At 47.0% G+C, this 20,614-nt stretch carries 18 protein-coding genes; 13 read left to right on the forward strand and 5 right to left on the reverse strand.

What is annotated here, in order from left to right; translation table 11 throughout:
• Position 1 precedes the first annotated feature (1 nt).
• Positions 2-820, forward strand: a complete 819-nt coding sequence (locus tag FGB90_RS08815; protein ID WP_138810455.1) for a carbohydrate ABC transporter permease — start codon at positions 2-4, stop codon at positions 818-820.
• A 118-nt stretch (positions 821-938) separates the two neighbouring features.
• On the opposite strand, the gene FGB90_RS08820 is transcribed toward FGB90_RS08815, so the two are convergent.
• Positions 939-1,223: a RyR domain-containing protein gene (locus FGB90_RS08820; protein WP_138810456.1), complete on the reverse strand. Its 285-nt coding sequence runs from the start codon at positions 1,221-1,223 to the stop codon at positions 939-941.
• Between the two features lie 102 nt (positions 1,224-1,325).
• Between FGB90_RS08820 and FGB90_RS08825 the strand changes: the two genes are divergently transcribed.
• The gene (locus FGB90_RS08825; protein ID WP_138810457.1) at positions 1,326-3,134 is read left to right on the forward strand and encodes a hypothetical protein; all 1,809 of its coding nucleotides are present in this window, start codon (positions 1,326-1,328) and stop codon (positions 3,132-3,134) included.
• A 48-nt stretch (positions 3,135-3,182) separates the two neighbouring features.
• Here the strand turns inward: FGB90_RS08825 and FGB90_RS08830 are convergent, their stop codons facing one another.
• From FGB90_RS08830 to FGB90_RS08845, 4 genes are read right to left on the reverse strand one after another with little or no spacing between them, the layout of a single operon-like run.
• On the reverse strand, positions 3,183-3,971 hold the full coding sequence (locus tag FGB90_RS08830; protein ID WP_138810458.1) for an SH3 domain-containing protein: 789 nt from the start codon (positions 3,969-3,971) through the stop codon (positions 3,183-3,185).
• A 2-nt stretch (positions 3,972-3,973) separates the two neighbouring features.
• Positions 3,974-5,056, reverse strand: a complete 1,083-nt coding sequence (locus tag FGB90_RS08835) for a hypothetical protein (RefSeq protein ID WP_138810459.1) — start codon at positions 5,054-5,056, stop codon at positions 3,974-3,976.
• 26 nt (positions 5,057-5,082) lie between these two features.
• Positions 5,083-7,242 carry a hypothetical protein gene (locus tag FGB90_RS08840; protein ID WP_138810460.1) on the reverse strand — a complete coding sequence of 720 codons (2,160 nt, stop codon included), beginning with the start codon at positions 7,240-7,242 and terminating at the stop codon, positions 5,083-5,085.
• A 9-nt stretch (positions 7,243-7,251) separates the two neighbouring features.
• A complete protein-coding gene (locus FGB90_RS08845) occupies positions 7,252-8,166 on the reverse strand; it encodes a toll/interleukin-1 receptor domain-containing protein (RefSeq protein ID WP_138810461.1) in 915 nt (304 codons plus the stop codon).
• Between the two features lie 676 nt (positions 8,167-8,842).
• Here FGB90_RS08845 and FGB90_RS08850 point away from each other — a divergent pair.
• The 11 genes from FGB90_RS08850 to FGB90_RS08900 all read left to right on the forward strand — a co-directional run bounded on the left by FGB90_RS08850 (position 8,843) and on the right by FGB90_RS08900 (position 20,562).
• Complete coding sequence (locus FGB90_RS08850) at positions 8,843-10,969, forward strand: InlB B-repeat-containing protein (protein ID WP_138810462.1); 2,127 nt, start codon at positions 8,843-8,845, stop codon at positions 10,967-10,969.
• Positions 10,970-11,048: 79 nt separating this feature from the next.
• The gene (locus FGB90_RS08855; protein ID WP_138810463.1) at positions 11,049-11,768 is read left to right on the forward strand and encodes a hypothetical protein; all 720 of its coding nucleotides are present in this window, start codon (positions 11,049-11,051) and stop codon (positions 11,766-11,768) included.
• Positions 11,769-11,956: 188 nt separating this feature from the next.
• Positions 11,957-12,301, forward strand: coding sequence for a DUF3870 domain-containing protein (locus FGB90_RS08860; RefSeq protein WP_246056113.1), 345 nt, complete (start codon positions 11,957-11,959; stop codon positions 12,299-12,301).
• Positions 12,302-12,538: 237 nt separating this feature from the next.
• Complete coding sequence (locus FGB90_RS08865; RefSeq protein WP_138810464.1) at positions 12,539-13,558, forward strand: LLM class flavin-dependent oxidoreductase; 1,020 nt, start codon at positions 12,539-12,541, stop codon at positions 13,556-13,558.
• 23 nt (positions 13,559-13,581) lie between these two features.
• Positions 13,582-14,136 (forward strand): NADPH-dependent FMN reductase, encoded by a 555-nt coding sequence (locus FGB90_RS08870; protein WP_138810465.1) that lies wholly within the window; start codon positions 13,582-13,584, stop codon positions 14,134-14,136.
• A gap of 13 nt (positions 14,137-14,149) precedes the next feature.
• Entirely contained in the window at positions 14,150-15,121 is a 972-nt protein-coding gene (locus tag FGB90_RS08875; protein WP_138810466.1) for a hypothetical protein, read from the forward strand.
• Position 15,122: 1 nt separating this feature from the next.
• Entirely contained in the window at positions 15,123-16,430 is a 1,308-nt protein-coding gene (gene fahA / locus FGB90_RS08880; RefSeq protein WP_138810467.1) for a fumarylacetoacetase, read from the forward strand.
• On the forward strand, positions 16,405-17,559 hold the full coding sequence (locus FGB90_RS08885) for a homogentisate 1,2-dioxygenase (RefSeq protein ID WP_138810468.1): 1,155 nt from the start codon (positions 16,405-16,407) through the stop codon (positions 17,557-17,559). Before fahA ends, FGB90_RS08885 begins: the two co-directional genes overlap by 26 nt.
• 136 nt (positions 17,560-17,695) lie before the next feature.
• Positions 17,696-18,757, forward strand: coding sequence for a TRAP transporter substrate-binding protein (locus FGB90_RS08890; RefSeq protein ID WP_138810469.1), 1,062 nt, complete (start codon positions 17,696-17,698; stop codon positions 18,755-18,757).
• Between the two features lie 16 nt (positions 18,758-18,773).
• A complete protein-coding gene (locus FGB90_RS08895) occupies positions 18,774-19,265 on the forward strand; it encodes a TRAP transporter small permease (RefSeq protein ID WP_171051760.1) in 492 nt (163 codons plus the stop codon).
• Positions 19,255-20,562 (forward strand): TRAP transporter large permease, encoded by a 1,308-nt coding sequence (locus FGB90_RS08900; RefSeq protein WP_138810471.1) that lies wholly within the window; start codon positions 19,255-19,257, stop codon positions 20,560-20,562. Before FGB90_RS08895 ends, FGB90_RS08900 begins: the two co-directional genes overlap by 11 nt.
• Positions 20,563-20,614 lie beyond the last annotated feature (52 nt).

Raw genomic sequence — 20,614 nt, forward strand, 5'->3', positions numbered from 1 at the left:
AATGAGAAACAAAACCAATTGGAAAGCTACCATTCTGCTCATGGTCGGGGCGATTCTGATTCTGTTTCCCCTATACCTGACGGTGACGATTGCATTTAAAACTCCTCAGGAAATGAGCGGGAACCTGCTGGCATTGCCGGAAAACTGGACATTTGATAATTTTATCAGGGCGATTGAGATTACAAACTTCCCAAACGCTCTCGGTAACAGCGTATTCGTTACTGCGCTGACGGTACTCATTGTGATTACGACACATTCCATGGTCGCTTACGCCATTGCCCGTAACATGCATAAAAAGTTTTATAAGTTTCTTTACTTTTACTTCATCAGTGCCATGTTTATCCCGTTTCCAATTATCATGCTGCCACTTGTTCTGCAGACAAGTGCATGGGGAATGGACAATCTCGTTGGGCTTGCCTTTCTGAACGGGGTGATGCACCTGGCATTTAACGTCTTCATTTATGTAGGCTACGTGAAAACTCTTCCAATTGAGCTGGAGGAAGCCGCAACGATTGACGGTGCCAGTCAGTGGAAGGTATTCTGGAAAATCATCTTCCCGATGATGATGCCGATGCACGCCACTGTAGCCATTTTAACGGCACTGGCTGCGTGGAACGACTTCATGCTGCCGCTCGTTATTCTGAGTGATTCGAGCATGTACACACTTCCGCTCGTGCAGTATGCCTTCCAGGGCCAGTTCAGTACCGATTACAATCTCGCCTTTGCCTCCTATCTGATGGCAATGCTTCCGATGATCGTTCTCTACATTTTTGTTCAGAAGTGGATCATTGGTGGGGTTATGAGAGGATCGCTGAAGTAGTATTGAAACGTGGAACGGAAGAACCGTCCCCATTCGTACCATTGCGTGCTGAGGTCATTATAGAAGAGGCTGGACAAACACCAGCCTCTTTATTTATTTCTTCTCCATCATAGCGAAATTAATTTTTCTCAATCTTATACCCAAGCAGGATAAGGGACTTTATAGTCTCTTCGACTGTTGTCCGGTCGTATCTCTTTTCAGCTTCTGAAAGCTGGCTGTATGGAACAAGTCCCGGGTGCTCCTTCTTTGAGTCACTTCTTTCGGGCCCGAACGTCCAACCTTCCTGTATACGCTGTTTAGACCACGTTTCGTGAATATTGCGGGCGATCTTTTCGAGGTTCTTTTCGACATGATCTGGTATTTTAATGTTTTTGGTTGATAGCGGTTTTGGTTCATATGTCATGTTAGAAGCTCCTTTTTAACGGATCAGTTGTATGAATATTGTACCATGTGAGCCTGTAATTGTTATAATAGTCAGGTAATGGTGCGTACAGGGGGGATCCATATGAATCGGGTGAAGCGTTTTTTTTCAAGGGTGTCCAAAAAAGATGTCTGGATGGTTTTTACGGCCATTCTTACTCTCCTGGCCGTGAGCTTTGGGGTCTGGAGCTATGCAGCTGTTCCCGGTTTTACGCCGCTGGACAGCGCATATTCAGCAGTTCGTTTATTCACATTCAGCGTTGATCTGCCTGCACACCAGGCGGTTCCGTGGCAGCTGGAGCTGGCGAGGTGGCTGGCTATGTTTGTGGTGATCTCGAACGTGATTTGGGTTCTTGCGGTAAAACTCCGTCACCACTTGAGGATGTTCATGCTGAAGCTGCCATTCAGAAAGTCCCACTATATTATTACGGGGCTTACAGATGAGGTTTCTGTGCTGGCAGCAGAGATTAAAAAAAGAAGAATCGTGATTATTGCCGGAAGAGATGCACCGGATCAGGATGTAGAGAGGCTGCGGGCTGCCGGGTGCATCGTTATACATAAAGGGACGGACGAGGCGGGCGTTTTCCAGCAGGCCGGGATTCTCAGGGCTAAGGGTGTCTTCGTTATGGATCAGGAAGATCATAACAACGTGGAATCCGTACTCCGGATAAACAGGTTGTTATTAAATGAGAAAAATCGGTCGAAAGACTCTCCATCTCCACTTACCTGTTATGTTCATCTAAATGAAGGTCAGTATAAAAGAGTCATCGACGAGGTGTGGGCTGAGCAGGGGAAAAACGAGAAACCCCTTCTGGACATCCGCGTATTCAATCATTTTGAAAACAGTGCCAGATGCCTGTTCGATCAGATGCCCCTGTACAGGGGACAGGACCTGTCGAAGAAAGCCGGGTACCATCTTGTAGTACTGGGGTTTGGGAAAACAGGGAGGAGTGTTCTGCTGGAAGCTGTCCGCAGATCTCATTTTTCCAGTCATAAAAAACTGAATGTGACAGTGGTGGACAGAGAATCAGATCAGAGGAAAGCAGAACTGGATGTGATCTGTCCTGAACTTAAAAAAGCGTGTGAGATAAATTTTATTAACATGGATGTTTATACACCGGAATTCTACCGCTATATTAACAGAATTTCAGAGTCAATCACCTATATAGCCGTCTGTTTTGACAATGACCATCTTGATTTTGTGAGTGCCTCTTTCCTGACAGAACTTGTTTCACATGCACCGCTTGCGGTGAGGATGTCGTCAGCTTCGGATTTTGCGGGCTGGCTTGAGCAAAACAAAAACAAATATGAGTCTGTCTGTTATTTCGGCACGCTGGAAGAGGCAGCTGCTTATGGCCGTATTACAGGGAAGGAAAATGAAGAGACCGCAATTGAACTTCATGACGCTTATGAAAATCTGAAACAGGATCTTAACGAAGGCGGCAAAATAACAAGCTGGAAGAAGCTGGACAGGTTCCGGAAAGAGTCCAATATTGCTCAGGCAGATCATCTGGATACAAAGCTGGCGGTTCTTGGGCTGGAAAAAATAAAAAAAGAAAGTCTTTCGGATTTTTCCAGCGTTGTGACGAGTGAGGAATTTGAGCGGAGGCTGGCACCTGTTTTTCGTGACCTCGTCATTATGGAACACAATAGATGGAACGCTTTTCATTTTGCAGATGGCTGGAAAACGAGAAATGCAGATCTGTCTCCTAAGGATACAGACAGAAAAGAACACGTTTGTCTCGTCAGCTGGGATGAGCTGAGAAAAGTCGAGGAAAAGCAGAAGCGAAATGGAAACGAGTATGCGGATTACAGAGCATACGATGAAATTTACATTAAACAGATGTATGACCTTCTGAAAAAAGCAGGCTATGAACTTATACCGTTATCGTAACAAAAAACACAAATCCCGGAGTGCTGGCGGCTGCACTCCGGGATTTGACTATTCCTTAATCTCTACAACATTTCCGCTGATCCAGCCGATTGTTCCTGTGTCGGTTTCCACCAGACCCCACTCACGGGTACCGTCATCGTGTGTCTCGTGAAGAAACAGGAGCGTGTGGTGATCACGGACCATCTTAATAACCTCACTGTTTATATCAGGATCTGTTCTGAGGTTGGCGCCACCGCTGTATTCCTCGTTTAATTGAAAGTAGATCGGTTCGGGATCCTGGGCTGAAGCCCGGGTACTGCCGGACTGGTCTTCTCTTTCCTGCTTCGCTTCGGCCACGGCGGTTTCGTATTCTCCGATCCGCTCTCCCAGCACCCAATCCTCCAAGTCGTCCCACCCTTCCGCTACAGGAGAGAGGTGGGGATAGGAAACAGGTACAAGTACCATCAGTCCGATGGAAGTCAGGATAAATGGCTTCCTATATCGGCGAATCCTTGGCCCGCTGTGCTTTGATTTTTCTGCAAGAGACATGGTGTTCTTTTCAAGCTTCATCTGCCAGTCCTCAAATGCCAGGATGATTCGTGCGCCTGCTTTTTTCCGTGTTCTTCTCGCTCTATTAATCTGATAAAAGAAGAACTGGCATACAAAATGTACGAACCGGATCACATGTCTGATTAAGTAGATTACAAGCCTGATTGCAGGTGGAAGCAGAAAAAAGAGTGCAATGGCTACTGTCAGGGTGAAGAGGAACACGATGAACGGCTGCAGCAGAAAGGAGTAAGGCAGGTGCTGTCCAAAAAAGAGCCAGATCTGAAAAAGGATGCTGTTTACGGTTTCCATAGCTAAGCCTTACTTTCTTTCTGTTTAAGATATTCATCCAGAGACTCTTCCATACTTTCCGCCTTTTCCGCTGTTTTCAGTTCCTTGCTGCGTTCATCCTCAGCTTGCTGGTGTTCCGCTCCTGGCCGGAGGCGGTCACTCAGATCCATGACATCTTTTGTTTCCTGTGTTTTCCCTTCCCGAGCCTGCTTTACTGCTGCTTCAATCAGCTGACGACGATAGTCGGCTTCAGCATCCTCCTGCTTATGTTTACGGTCAATATCAGTTTTCTTCTCAAGCAGGATACGGTCGTGGTAGTTTCTGAGGATTTTCAGTTTTTCCTCATGGCCCTGCAGGATCATTTCAGCTCCAGCGAAGCCGTATTCCCGGTAAAGTTTCAGAATTTCTGCTGTGTAGCCCTGGCGAGCCTGTATTGTATCTTCTGTTGTATCCCGGTCAAAATCCAGATCCATTTTGGCTCTTACCTTTTTCAGGTACTGCTCATCTTCGAGATCTTCCAAATGAAAACGGGATTTTGCCGTTCTTAGGGTTCTTTCGTCTTCAAGATCCTTGAGCTGCTTCATTTTAGCCTTAAGCTCAGCGCTCAGGTCTACGTTGATATGAGGGGTTCCCATCCGAAGTCCCTTGGATGTCACACTGTTGAACATGGCGTTTGAAAACTCGATTCCTTCCAGTTCCTCGTGAAGGCCTGTTAAATCTCTGGCATCGTAAGTCCGGGCGATCTTTTCTACGCTGTTTCGGACTGTCTGCCGGATACTGTGCTCAATTTCATTGGAGCCGCCATTTGTAATAAAGTCGACCGGCTGTTCTATGTGAACGGTAAACGTAACCCTGATTTCAATTTTTTCGAGGGGGCTTCTGGAGGCATACTCGTTAAAGTAGTCGAAGGAGAGCTCCCTCAAATCGAGTTCATAAAAAGTATGATACTGCTTAAATTTAACTTCGCTCCGTGACATCCGGTCTCCCGCATGAATTTCATGTGTATCTGATTCACTTACATAAACATAGCAGCGCCTGGGAGAAGGGGAGGGCTGTTTATCGAAAAGCCCCTTTTTTACATCGTACTGACCGAGAATAAATTTCATATGAATCATCCTTTCCTGAAAATGGATTACAGTTTCTTAATGATCGGGTACAGCACATCTTTCTGGTCCATGGTGCCCTGTATGAAACGGTTTTTAAGCCAGTTTTCGAAGCGTCTGACCCCGAAAGTGTTACCGGTTTTCGTCAGCTCCACATAGACTGCGGTGAACAAATAGGTTAAGTCCTCCTTGAGAGCATTTGTTTCCGGCACACTGTTAAGCCAGGAGGAGAAGAGTGCCTCGGTGAACGTTTTCTGTTTCCGGTGAGTGAGTGAAAAGGCGAGTACTGGTGCAACGTTATATCGTAAAGCAAGTGAACGCCCCAGCAGAATTGCGAGCAGCTCCGGTGACACGGAGTGCAGAATTTTAGAATAGAGCGTCAGAAATCGGTTCATCATTTTCGGATCTTCCGAGTACAGTTCAAAGCACTCGGCAGTGTAGCTGAGAAAATGGTCGAGCAGTACCGGCTGATCTTCTCCTGAATGGAGAAGGTTCTGGAGACTGATGAGGGAGGCGTGCCTGAGTTCCGGGGTGCTCCGCGTGAGGTTCAGATCAGTCAGTTCCCGCAGAGCCTCCTGAAAGAGGGAGCCTCTTATACTGCTGCCGTACACATAGCAGGCAGTCCAGTTCAGGTTTTCATTCGGATTTAAAATCCAGGAACGGACCAGTCTTCCAGCCAGAGGAAGAAATTCCTTTGTCTGTCCGGCCTGAACGAGTATATCCCCTGCAAGGGCGCGTTCCATGAAATGACCGCTTTTCGCCAGAGGGTGAATCACTTTTTCCTTCATTGTCCGAAAGTCGTTTTCAGTCTGAATCAGTGAAGCGCACGCCCGGGCTATGTAAGGGCGGGTCTGTTTCGGTTCAGCGTTGAACTGCTCCAGAATCCATTCAATGAGATGATCTTTTTCAAAGATGTGATTCTGCCAGACATAATAAAGAACATAATCGCCGAAAAACCTGTCCCTGTACCTGGCACAGTCGATGTTAACGACGCCGAACTCTTTATGAACAGGCTCTGAAAAGATCTGGCCGTTCACCTGATCAAGCAGCATCTTTCGCCCGGTGGAAACCGGGTTTTCAAGCCGCTTAGTATGTCTGGTAAACAGGTGATGCCTGAGGCTTCCTGCGTAGTTACGGATATCCTCGTAGGGCATGCCGCTGAAAATGGAGAGAGAGAGCGCGAAAGTCAGGACATCCATTCCTCTTTTTTCCTGTAACCATTGTTCTACGTGGTCTCCTGCATCACTTTCCGTGGATTGCAGAAACGTATCGATGTCGTCTCCCTGCATCACTATTTCAGAAAGGCGTGTGACAAGAGCTGAAGCCTCCCTTGGCCGTGAAACGAGTTCACTGATCTTTTCATTTGTGAGGGTATGTTCGATTTTTTCCGTTTCCTCGATTGAAAGGTTCATATTGTGATCGAGGTGGTTACTGAACCACTCTACCGGACGAAGAGCGGGAGCCATTTTAAACTGGTGGTGAGCGGGCACCTCCTCCAGCCGTTCGGCATTGACGGTGATAATAAAACAGCTGTTGTTTTCCCTGCACAGCCGGGCAAGGTAATCAAGATTGTGCTCTTTCAGTTTTTCGGCTGTTTCGACTGCGAGGCTGTCAATGACGTATGCGGTATCACGCTCAATCGTCATTTTTAACAATTCCTCCAGATCGATTGTGGGCAGAAGCTGATGAATGTCGGCTGACTGCATGGCATGCAGTGTGTAAAGGGCAGTGGAGTATTTTCCGGTATGGTCTGCTCCGGTAAGGAGAATGACATACTCCTGGCGAAGGCGGTCTGAAAGCTGCTTTTCAAATCCGTGAGGTACATAAAATTCCGACAGGTGAAATGCTGCTTCTTTTAATGAGGACGAGAACGGATTATGAGATTGACCGAGAGACATATCCCCGCCTGACGTTACCGGGGCATTTATAGGACCGTTAAAGTAGGTGACTGTCAGGTTGCTGGCTCGCCCCGACTCGAACAGCTGTTTAGTATCTTCATCGATCTCACCGTAATGGTTATCTTCGTCTTCATTTTCAGTGTCCTCTTCGTCCACGCCCTCAGTATCTTTTTCAGAAAGGTCTTCAGATTCGTTTACGTTGTCCTGATTATCTGCAACTGCAGTTTCAGCCTCGGATTCCGGATTTGTCCCGGCCTCACGTATTTCTTTTTCCGGAGTATCATTGTTCATATGTAGCCGTCACTCCTTTTGCTTTGAGACTTTTGTATGGTTATACATATTGCCGTTAATAACAGTCGGAGCATTGATCGACCCCTGAATGACAGTGTCGAGCTTGTTTATGGTGGTCACTGAAGAATGCTGGGACGAAGCCGGCTGTTTTGGTTTATCTGAAGAAAGTGCGGGTGACTTTCTGTTCTCAAGCACATTCAGAATACGGCGGATCTCTGTTATGACCTGAGGTGTGAGGAATGTTTCGTTCGGTTTCATCTGTTTCATGGAGCGGTAAAGCACCGCGGCCAGCTTTTTTTCGTGGGGAGATGAAAACGACCGGAGCTGGGCCAGCTCTTTCTGCAGATCTTCGGGCTCATTCAACTTTTCGGTATCTCTTTGAAAAACAGCTGATAATAAACGTTTTACTAAGTTGAGGGACTGCTGCTGAATACTGGCATCTTTATTCTGCTTAAACGCCTTTTCCACTTCGTCAAGGTCTGTGAGAAGGGTTGCAGCTTTCATTTGATGAGTTTTTCCTTTCAGGATACCGGCAGCGTCCCTGGCTACCCGGCTGAAAAAATCGGGAAGGTCGTCCGGGTCAGGGGATGGATTAACCTGTTTCTGGAGTGCGTTCAGGTGATACTCGAGATCTCTGGAGAGTTCAAATTCGGCAACTTGAATTGTAAAGATCGGGATATTGTGATTGGATGCAATTGAAACCTCTTTGATGACCTCTTTAGACAGGTTCGAATGTTCCGTGAGGAGGAGCCCAAACACTTTGGACTCGCGAATTCCTGTGGTAATTTCTCCTGCCCAGGTGGATGATGTGGGGATGTTTTCGGAAGAAATCCACCATGTTATCCCCTCATCAACAAGCTTATCGTGAAGCATTTCCACAAGGTGTTTGTCTTTACTTGAATGACTGATAAACAGATCAGGCAACGGAAGCACACCCTCCACTTTGATTTGATACGTCAAGTATACATGAAACGAACAGAAATATCTGTTAATTTAAAGAGTATTTGGAACTATGTAAAGAAATTACCGGTATAATTTGAAGTATAAAGATCCGTATGTCCTGGTCAATGGGAACTGGTTCTCCATCGAGGTATTTTTGCATCAGGCAGTAACGCTGGTGGAGAACCATAAGGAAGATATCAAAGTCTGACCGGATGAAGTTTGATTGCACTCAAAGTACTTATTAAATTTACCGGGACAATGGTTGGAAAGAGGCCGGTACTCACCAGTTCCTGCCGATGATGTTAAAACTGTCTGTCAAATGATGGTGATCGATGATACCTTCCATGAGGTTACTGCCAATACCCAGAAAGACAGTAGAATCGTAACTGTATTCATCCTCAGTTGATTTTGTACCTTAAAAAAGGAGGGTGCTCCTGGTGCTGGGGGAAGAAAGCCTTTATAAAAATATTAAAGTCTTTATTCCTGTAAGGTAGATAATTATTCGCTAAGCAAGGGGCATAAAATACAGCACTTTCCCCTGTCTTTTCGTTCCACTTTTTAGCGATTTCCCTCGAAAAACGCCCCATTATTCCTATAATTATGGTATCTTTTTCTTATATAAGAGATTCTTGGCATTATACGGGGAGAGGAAGATCCAATGAAGCAGAAAAAGATTATTCTAATTGTGCTCAGCGCCCTTCTGATAATTGGGGCAGGAGCCTTTACATTTAACGTCGCTCAGTCGGAAGATCATGACTCACTCTTTGAAAAAGCGGAAGTTTATTTTGAACAGGAAGAGTACGAAGAAAGTATTCGTTATTACCTTGAATTTCTTGAAGTTGACCCGGGCCATCTTGGGGCGAGAATGGGTCTTTCAAAAGCCTACTTTATGCTTGGGAAATGGGACGAGGTGGAGGCGACACTCCAGGAGGGGATACGACTGAAACCTGGTGAATCCGCGTATTACATAACCCTTGCCGATGTCTATTTTCACACCGGGGAGATAGAAAAGGGCATTAAGGTCACTTTTGACGGGCAGCGGGCTTCGCGCTCCAATGAGTTTGATGAACTTGTGGAAGAGATTGAGGAACGGCTCTCGATTCAGTCCACACGTGGGCGTCTCCAGCTGGATTATTTAAATCCTCTGTACCTTGTGTGGGATGAAGAGACCGCACTTGATATGGATGTTGACTGGATTTTGGAGAAGGGAACGGCAGCCTTTCATTATGATGAGGAAGAAGAGCAGATGTTTATCGAGGCGGATGAAACCGGCAGCGTTACTCTGGAAGCCCGTCTGCAGTCACTCACCATTGAGGGGAATTTTGACGTAGCTGAGCAGGTGCTGGATGAACTCCTGCTCTCTCCTGATGGTTCCGAACCAATTGAACTGGACGCAGGGGAGGAAGTGACGCTCGAAGCAGCTGGTGTGGATCTTGCAGGAGACGAGATGAGTCCGGAGGTGGACTGGTCTTTGAAGGAGGATCTCGGCACGCTTACCGAGACAGAGGACGGAGATGTTATCTTCACTGCTGAACAGAAAGGAACGGAGACCGTTACAGCAGAAGCAGATGATCTCACAGTGGAAGTTAAAGTAAGCATTGATGGCGATGGTTACCGTGTGAATTACGATGTTGAAGGTGAGGGAGCGGTCAGCCTCACCCCGGAACAGGATGCATTCGCTCCAGGCACGGAAGTGGATCTTCAGGCCGAGCCTAAGGAGGGATGGGAATTTGCCGGCTGGCAGGGAGATATCGAATCTTCGAGTAATCCGTTGTCTGTGACAGTGGAAGAAGATCTATCCCTTACTGCCGTTTTCACTGAAACAACGGGAGACTCAGGAGACACATACGAGCTCACTGTCGGAACGGAAGGAAACGGAACCGTTCTTCAGGATATTTTTGACTACGAAAATGGGGATACGGTCACACTCGTCGCTGTACCGGACAGCGGCTGGACATTTGAGCGCTGGGAAGGCGGTGCTTCAGGATCAGCGACGTCTGTGTCCGTTACAATGAATCGGGATTACCACGTGCGTGCGGTGTTTGCCAGAGAGCAGCAGGACTCAAACGAAAGCGGCGGCAGTTCAAATGGCGGCTCTGATTCAGACTCCGGAAGTAACAGCTCATCAGGAGGAAGCTCCGGGTCAGGGAACAGCTCAGGCGGGTCACCCAGTGGCAGCTCCGGATCAGGAAGCGGGTCCGGTGGCTCATCAGGAGGAAGCTCCGGGTCAGGAAGCGGGTCCGACGGTTCGTCTGGTGGAAGTTCCGGCTCGGGAGGCAGCTCAGGCGGTTCATCAGGAGGAAGTTCCGGGTCAGGAAGCGGGTCCGGCGGTTCATCAGGTGGAAGTTCCGGCTCGGGAGGCAGCTCAGGAGGCTCATCAGGAGGAAGCTCCGGGTCAGGAAACGACTCCGGCGGTTCATCAGGAGGCAGTTCAGGATCAGGAAGCGGGTCCGGCGGCTCATCGGACGGGAGCTCAGGATCGGACAGCGGATCTGGTGGATCTTCAGGTGGGAATTCCGGCTCAGAAGAAGAGCCTGAGGAGGAGACTGTGCAGGAATTCACCTTAACCACTGGAAGCCAGGGTGGAGGTACAGTGAGTGGCGCATCATCCGGATCCAAGTTTGAAAAAGGCACCCGGGTGACGCTCACTGCTCAGCCGGATTCAGGTTACATCTTTGTTCGCTGGTCCGGGGATCATTCCGGAACAAGCAGAACAGCATCCATTACGATGGACGGGAATAAAAGTGTTACAGCGGTATTTGAGCAGGAGTATATGGATGATTAATAGAGAGGGAGGCTGTCTTAATTGGCAGTCTCTTTTGGGGATTTATGATAAATTTAAGGAACTGACAGGAGGATGTGAAATGAGTAAAGCAGGTAAGGGAAGCCGTTTTTTACTTGGGGAGTTAGTGAATGGGCAACAGGCCCGCCTCAGTGAACTTATAATAGACGCTTCCCCTTCATTATTGGCTTTTAAGGAGTCTAGTGCGGAGCTCAATTGGAAATCCCCGTTGGCGAAGGATAATTACAGGGAGTACCAGGATGATTTTCTGAATCACTGCAGCCTGGAGGATGAGACAAAAATTACTATGCTTGAATTACTTCGAGAGCATTGGCCTATTAGAGGACCAGTATGGGATGGAATAGCAACGATTCAGGGATCTGGTGGCAAGGAAGGACTTATAATTGTCGAGGCCAAGGCCAACATAGCGGAAACCTACTCGGCCATGAAGGCAACTTCCAACTCCAGCATCAGGCAGATCAAAAACTCGTTTAGAAGCGTGCAGCAGGAATATCAATCGAATGCTGAACTCATTGAGTGGACCGACAGGTACTACCAGTTCGCGAATCGTCTTACTTACCTTTTTCTACTCAACAGGAAACTTCGCATCCCCACCTGGCTCGTTAACATCTATTTCGTAAACGATCCGACACACATAGGAGTCAAACGCAGCACCTGGCACAGCCACCTTACTCATATGTATCACAAACTCGGCTTAAATCTTGATACTGACTTGTCCACGAGAATGGTGAATGTGTTTCCGGAGGTAAATGATATTAGAAAAAAATGGGCTGATAAATAGCGGCCGGAGCTTAAATGGAGGTTTTAGAATGGTGAAATTGATGTTTACATAATCGCAGACGCCTACACGCACTCCTTCTTTATACAAAGGTGCCTGTATTAAATTGATTACAGACACCAAATCCACCAGCTGCTTCTATCACGTATGATAAAATAGTCATAATTTAATAGTTAAAGGAGTGTCTGATTATGACGATTGATGAGAATCTTGTTCTTTCAGCCGGATTTGCGCAATTTCCAAAAGGGACGTCGCTTTTTGAGACACAGCGGGGGCTGACGTGTGTGTTAATTATCGACCCTGAAACAGACGTGATTAAGGATGCTTCATTCACATTTCTTATGGATGTAACAAACTGCTTTATTGTCTCCCTTGTAAAAGGGAAAAACGTGACAGACGGAATTGAAGAGATTGTCGAAGTGATTGAAAAAAGGTTTATTGTCCCTGGCCAGCGGGCTGTCATTCAGGCAGTGTATGCAGCTTATGAGCGTTACTGGGAGGCGAAAACAGGAGAAAAACCTAAAAAATTGGTATAGGCGGTTGAAAAGGCTGTGAATTCAGAATATAATGATAAATGTAAGCGATTGCACGATTAAAAAACCGACTGGACTATCTGCGCGGTGAAGGCCAAAACCTTTAACCGGGAAAGCAGGTACCAACCAGTAGTAAACGTAATCTCTCTGTTTCAGGGTGCGAGTCTGCCCAAAACGGGGTTTACTTTGCTGCTGGTTTTTTTATGTGCAAAATACCCTTTGAAAATGGAGGCATTTGCAATGAAATTCGGTTTGTTTACGGTCTTTGACAACTATAAGGAACGACTTGGGCGATCGCACGTACAACTTCTGAACGAAGTGGTGGAGCAGTCGGTCGAAGCTGACACCCTCGGTTACGATTCTGTCTGGTTCGCAGAACACCATTTCAGTGAGTACGGGATTCTAACAACACCTCAGATTCTTCTTTCTATCGTTGCGGAGAGAACGAAAGACATCCGTCTCGGTGTTTCCATCGTTTCCCTTCCGTTTCGTAATCCGATTCAGGTAGCTGAGGACTACGCCCTTGTGGATGTTCTGAGTAATGGAAGGCTGAATCTCGGACTTGGAAGCGGTTATCTGCCTCACGAATTTGAAGGTTTTAATGTTGAAGGGAAAGATAAGGCATTTAAATTTAACGATGGTCTGGCTGTTTTGAATAAAGCCTGGTCTGGCGAGACATTTTCCCATAATGGTGAATACTATCAGTTCTCTGACGTTCAGCTGGAAGTTGTGCCGAAGCAGAAGGAAGTGCCGCTCTGGATCGGAGCTTTACGCCCTCAAGGTGCTCACTTCGTCGGTAAGATGGGATATAACATTATGGGCGTGCCGTACGTGGCGAGCAATTCCATTGCAGAACTGAAAGACGTTATTGACAGCTATAAAAGTTCATACCTTGAAGCGGGTCACCCGGAGGAAAAAATCAATATTCCGTTAGCGCTGCACACGTATGTTGCCCCGACGAGAGAGGAAGCAGTAGAAACTGCCAGGGATCACCTTAATCTTTATCTGGATACCAGAATGTACGGAAAGTCTGCACAGTATGAGGATCTTGAGGAACGGGAGCAGCTTCTTATCGGCAGTCCGGAAGACGTCATCAGCAGACTCAGAGAGTACCAGAAAGCTGGATGTGATCACGTGATGATGCTTATGAATTTTGGTGGGCTGCCTCATGAAAAAGTTATTAAATCAATGAAAATAGTTGCAGAACAGGTTATGCCTGCGTTCAGTGATCAGAAGTCTGCGAATCCGATTCCCAATTAACATATGATGGAGGTTTTAACACAATGAAGATTCTCGGTATCTCAGGTACAATTCTTGGATCCAAGACTGCGGTTCTCGTAGAAAGCGTTCTTAAAAGAATAGAAGAGAACAATCCTGAAGCGGATGTGGAGCTTCTGGATCTCCGGGACTATGAAATGGAGTTCTGCGACGGGAGGCCTGTTGAGAAATACGGTAGTGATACCAGAGAGATAGTTAGAATTATATCTGAGGCTGATGCGTACCTGGTAGGCACTCCAATTTTTAACGGATCCATCCCCGCCCCCCTGAAAAACGTTTTCGATCTTGTTCCCCCAGCGGTTTTTCGTCACAAAGTGATGGGTTTTGCAGCTAACGGAGGGACGTTTCAGCACTATCTCGTTATTGAAAACCAGCTCAAGCCTATTGCCGGATATTTAAGGTGCTTTGTAGCTCCTGGCTTCGTGTACGCCCAGCAGTCGTGCTTTAACGACCAGAACGTTATTACAGATCAAGACCTGCTCGGCAGGATTGACGATCTGGCAGAGGAAATGCTGAGGATGCAATCAGCAATGGGCCGGACAGTACAGGTTCATTCTTAAGGGGGGATTGAATATGGCAAGTCAAACAAGAGCAGCACCAGCGGTCCGTACTCTCCTCAGTGGCATTGTTGATTATGCAGGACTGTTTCCGCCGGCTTCACTCAGCCTCGGTCCTGCCATGCATAATTACGCTTCTTATTTGAAGGACGACGATGCCTGGATGCTGGGTCCGTTTGTCGCTCCAGCGCATCGTCTGCGTGAGATACTTTCATATATTAATCTCTTTTCACCAGATCAGCCGCTGCGTCTTTCGGTTACTGGACGAAGAGGTGAGGAAAAGCAGGAAGCGGAACGGATTCTTGAAAAGGATATGCAATTCATCCGGGAATTTGTAAAGTTATCTGATGGAAAAGCGAAAGTGGAAGCATATGAAATTCCACTGCCTCCAATTACTCCGGAAGCAGGATTCCTTGAAGCGGTTCAGAGTCTGGCTTTTGAAGAGAGTCTTGAGGTATTCTGCGAAACAACTCATCCCTTTGATGAAAGATGGCAGGCACAGACATTCAGCTGGCTTGATACGCTTGCAAAATTGAACAAAGACCGCGACGAGAACAAGCTTCATTTTAAGCTTAGAACAGGAGGAGTGGAAAAAGACCATTTTCCTTCTTTAAAAAGTACAGCTGCTGCCATGCATGGAGCGTGCGAAAGGGACATTAAAATGAAATTTACGGCTGGTCTCCACCATCCTTTCCGGCACTTCAGGCGGGAACTGGACACAATGATGCACGGTTTTTTAAACGTTTTTACAGCGGGAGTTCTTGCTGATTGCGGGAAAGCGGATCTCAACAAGGTTGAACTGATTCTTGCTGACGAAGATCCCGCTTCTTTTTCACTGACGAACAAAATGTTGGCCTGGCAGGGCATTGAGGCTACTGAAGAGGAGATTCAAAATGCACGCCAGCGTTATGTCCAGTCATTTGGAAGTTGCAGCTTTGATGAACCGAGAGAAGACTTAAGAAACTTGAAACTGCTGAAGGAGGGGTAGGATGCTGAAATCTTTTATCGATGTAGATGAGGAGTCACACTTTCCGATTCAGAATTTGCCCTACGGTATATTTAGACCAAAAGGGAAAACAGCACCTAGAGCAGGAGTTGCGATTGGGGATTGGATACTGGATCTCTCCATCCTGGATGATAAAGGATATTTTAATGAGACCGGTGCGGGTGGAAAGAGGGTTTTTTCGGAGCCATCACTGAATGCTTTCATGAACCTTGGTCCAAATGTGTGGGCTGAGGTAAGAACCGTCCTTCAGGACCTTCTGAGGGAGGATAACCCTGAAATTCGTGATCAAGCCGATCTTCGTGATTCATTGTTTTCCAGGCAGAGCGGGGTGGATATGCTTATGCCAGTCGAAATCAGGGATTATACTGACTTTTACGCTTCCGAGCAGCATGCCACAAATGTGGGGACGATGTTTCGGGGCCGGGAAAATGCCCTGATGCCTAACTGGAAGCACCTGCCTGTCGGCTATCATGGACGTGCCAGCTCGATTATCGTAAGCGGCACTGAAATTAAGCGGCCGCTTGGACAGAGAAAGACTGAAGGTGACCAGCCTGAATTCGGACCATCCATGCGCTTGGATTTTGAGCTTGAGATGGGGCTTGTGATCGGTCATGGAAATGAATCAGGCTCCAGAATCCCTGTAGAAGAAGCGGAAGAGCATATTTTCGGTCTTGTTCTTGTCAATGACTGGAGTGCCCGCGATATACAGGCTTGGGAATATCAGCCGCTTGGACCTTTCCTGTCTAAAAGCTTTGCCACCTCTATCTCACCGTGGATTGTCCCGATGGCAGCTCTTGAGCCCTTCCGGACAGCCGGGCCAAAACAGGATCCTGAACCGCTTCCCTATCTAAAAGGGAGTGGAGATCAGACATTTGATATTCATCTTGAGGCGCACTTGAAAATACCGGGGCTCAGTGAGCCGGTAGTTGTGACAGAAACCAATTTCAGGACTTTGTACTGGAGCATGGCGCAGCAGATTGCTCACCACACAGTAAATGGCTGTAATCTTAACGCTGGTGATCTCCTTGCTTCCGGCACGATAAGCGGGGACGAGAAGACATCCAGGGGCTGCATGCTTGAACGCACGTGGAGAGGGGAGGAGCCTCTGCAGCTCCCAAATGGAGAGAAGCGAGTATGGCTTGAAGACGGAGATGAGCTCAGATTAACCGGGTGGTGCCAGGCAGACGGCTATCGAGTAGGTTTTGGCCAGGTGAACTCACGAATTCTCCCCACCCAGGTTGAAGAGACCAAAGGAGGAAGCCGAGATGCCGTTTTATCAGAAAAGGGGTAGGATACCGAAAAAGCGTCACACGATGTTTAAAAAGGAAGACGGCAGTCTTTACCGGGAACAGGTTATGGGAACCAAAGGGTTTTCAGGAATGCAGTCAATTCTGTACCACCATAACATGCCAACAGCTATGACTGAATCAAAGTTGTTGAAAAGCTGCCGGATTGAATTCGAAGAACAGGAAGGCCTGGTACCACGCCACTTTCATACAAGTGAATATAGAAAATCCAGTGACGCAGTGGAGGGAAGGCATTTTATCCTTGGCAATGACGACCTGGTTATGGGTGTGGTAAATCCGACCGAAGCGATGAACTATTATTACAGAAATGGGGACGGAGATGAGCTGCTCTTTGTCCATAACGGCACAGGAAAAGTGGAAACCATGTTCGGTACACTCTATTACCGGCCCGGGGATTATGTAGTAATTCCGATAGGAACGATTTACCGTGTTATTCCTGATGAAAGTGAATCAAAGTTTCTCGTAGTAGAGACGAACAGCTGGATCACGACCCCGAAGAGGTACCGTAATCCTCACGGGCAACTACTGGAGCACAGCCCTTTCTGTGAACGCGACTTTAAAGGCCCTGAAAAGCTGGAAACCTACGATGAAAAAGGGGAATTCGAGGTCCGTACAAAGTCAAGGGGCTATCTCCATCAGCATATGTTTGGTCATAATCCACTTGATGTGGTCGGCTGGGATGGTTACTTGTATCCTTATATCTTTAACGTGGAGGATTTCGAACCGATTACAGGCAGGGTTCATATGCCTCCTCCAATTCATCAGACGTTTGAGGGGCATAATTTTGTAGTCTGTTCGTTTGTACCTCGAATGTACGACTACCATCCGGAAGCAATACCGGCTCCGTACTATCACAGCAATGTGGACAGTGACGAAGTTCTATATTACGTGGAAGGTAATTTCATGAGCCGGAAAGGGGTCAGCGAGGCATCCATTACCCTTCACCCGTCAGGCATCCCCCATGGTCCTCACCCTGGAAAAGTGGAAGGAAGCATTGGAAAAAAAGAAACAGCCGAACTTGCAGTGATGCTCGATACATTTCGACCGCTTAAAGTAGTCAAACATGCAAAAGCGATGGAGGATCCGGATTACAAATACAGCTGGATCGAGTAACAGATTCAAGAAAGGGTTATTACATGGAGACTTGTACAAAGATTTTTGTTTAAGACTCCAGAGGGTAAGCTGCAGGAACTGACCATTGCTGGATAGATTTAGACTGTATTCAAGCTTTCGGAAGGGGAGTTGACGAATGAATTACGGATGGAAAAAAAGTATTTGCGCGACTGGTGCTGCAGCAATTGGAGGGATACTGCTGGCAGGGTGTAATGGTGAAACCTCGGGGGAAGCTGGTGGGGGTGAGGGAGGAACGCATGAACTGACGATTTCCCACTTCCTCCCAAGTCATCATCTTGTACACGATGAAATTCTTGCAGATTTTACAGCTGAACTCGAGGAGCAGACTGACGGCCGGATTACATCGGAAATCTACTCTGCCGGAGCTCTTGGAGAACCTGGTTCACAGTACGACATGGCGGTTACTGGGACAGCGGATCTTGCCATCAGTGTTCACGGATTTACGCCGGGGAGATTTCCCCTGGTATCCATCGTCGAGTTACCTTTTCTGACTGAATCAGCTGAAAATGGTTCTCAGATCATACAGAAACTTTACGAGGAATTCGATGAATTTCAGGATGAACATGAGGACACTACGCCGTTATGGTTGTTTACAGCAGAGCCCGCCCAATTTATCAGTGCGGAGCACCGAATTGAAACACCGGAAGATTTAAATGGTCTGCGCGTCAGATCACCGTCTCCCCTGGCCACTGATATCATTGAGGCGCTTGGAGGTACACCGGTATCCATGCCGATGGGAGAAGTTTACGAGTCACTGCAGCGTGGTGTTGTAGATGCAGCGATGGTTCCTTTTTCGGCTGTGTACGACTATAACTTTTATGATGTGATTGACTATATTACAGTTGGTCATTTCTCAATGACACCGTTTTTCTCCACGATGAATACAACAACGTATGAGAGCCTGTCCGATTCGGATCAAGAACTGATTGATTCCATTTCTGGTGGGGAAATGGCTGCGAAATCAGGAGAGGTTTTTGACCGTACCGGTGATATCGCCATTGATTCCTCGGAAGAGGCAGGAATTACTTTTATTCATTTGGATGAAGAAGGAATGGCACCTTGGGAAGAAGCACTGGATCCGATCGTGGAACAATGGATTGCCAGTATGGAAGAGCAGGGTTATCCGGGCAGAGAGATTTATGAACGAGCTCTTGAGCTGGGAGAAGAACTAAACTAGAGAAGAAGTGATGCAAATGTTTGAAAAGGTGATACATGAATTCAGTAAAGGTCTTCATCTGGTCTCCCAGGTCATTCTGCTCGGGATGATGTTTATTGTAACTTTCGATGTGATTGGACGGGCCTTTTTCTCCCAACCGATCCGAGGCACCTTTGAGCTGACTGAGCTGGGCCTGGCTCTGGTTGTGTTTTTCAGCTTAAGTTATACCGAACTGTCAAAAGAGCATATATCCATTGACTTTATCATGGAGAAATTTCCGCAGTCTGTTCAGTACTATTTTAATATCGTAATTAACTTTTTAGTTATGGCATTAATGGGTCTGGTGGCCTGGCAGCTATGGGAAAACTCCAGGCGTCTGATGAACGCAAACGCCACTACAGGGGATCTGCGCCTTCCGATTTACATCTTTCTGATGCTGGCTGTTGTCGGGACGATTGCTTTTATGCTTACAGCACTTTTAAACGTGGTTCGGTCAATTCAAAAGGTGGGTAAAAGTCATGAGTCCTGAAATGATTGGTATTGCAGGAATTGCAGCATTGTTCATTCTTATTCTCCTTAAGGTGCCAGTGGCCATTTCACTGCTCCTGGTTGGTCTTGTAGGGTATGCATGGATTCGAAACTGGAATGTAGGTCTTACACAACTCGGGACAGGGACATTCGATACTGCGAGTTCTTACTCTCTCAGTGTCATTCCCCTTTTTATTCTCATGGGAATGATTTTATCCTACAGTGGAATGGGAAGGGATTTGTACCGTGCTGTAGATACTTGGATTGGTCACATACGCGGAGGGTTGGCCATTGCTACTATTGGGACGAGCGCCATCTTTTCTGCCATTTCCGGTTCTGTAAACGCTACCACTGCTACAATGGCAAAGATTACCCTGCCTGAAATGGAAAAATACAAGTATCATCCCAGTTTATCCACTGCCTGTGTAGCTGCAGGGGGCACATTAGGGATTCTAGTACCGCCAAGTGTCATCCTGATTCTGTATGGAATTCTAACTTCCGAACCCATAGGTGAGCTCCTAATTGCGGGTATTGTGCCAGGAATTATCCAGATGCTCATTTTTATCGTGACAATCTACTTTCTTGTAAAGCGCAACCCTGAATTGGCACCCGCAGGAACCATGAAATCATCAGTAAAGGAAAAAACATCTTCTCTGTTAAGTGTGATGCCGTTTTTCCTGTTGTTTTCAATCAGTATCGGCGGGATCTATTTCGGGATATTCACAGCAACTGAAGCAGCAGCAGTAGGGGCGTTTGGATCTCTGATTTTTGCGGTGCTGTTTAAGGGGATAAGCAGGAAAAAGCTGATGGCTTCCATTGACGAGACTGTAAGACTGACAGCGATGATTTTCCTGATTCTGATCGGTGCAACTATCTTCAGCCAGTTTCTCTCGATAAGCCGTATCCCGGTGGGGGTAACCAATTATGTTAGCGGCATGGACGTAAATCCTTACATCATTCTGATTCTGATTCTTTTAGTCTTTCTTCTTCTCGGACTCTTCATTGAAGGAATCTCTATTCTTATTCTCACCATACCAATAGTTTATCCTCTCGTTATCGGACTGGGATTTGACGGTGTATGGTTCGGTGTCATCATGGTTATGGTAATCAACATCGGGCTGCTCACGCCGCCTCTGGGAGTCAGTATTTTCGTTATAAAAGGGGTCGCGAAGAACATCCCAATTCAAACTATCTTTAGAGGTGTAACACCGATGGTTATCGCTATGGCCCTTTGTACCGCTATTCTCATCGCATTTCCGCAGCTGGTTACATTCCTCCCGGGTTATATGAGGAATTAACTGACAGTGGTGCCTCCGCTAAGGGAGGCTAGCAGAATAAGAGCATTTGCGA

The sequence above is a fragment of the Alteribacter natronophilus genome (assembly GCF_006007885.1).
Taxonomy (GTDB): domain Bacteria; phylum Bacillota; class Bacilli; order Bacillales; family Salisediminibacteriaceae; genus Alteribacter; species Alteribacter natronophilus.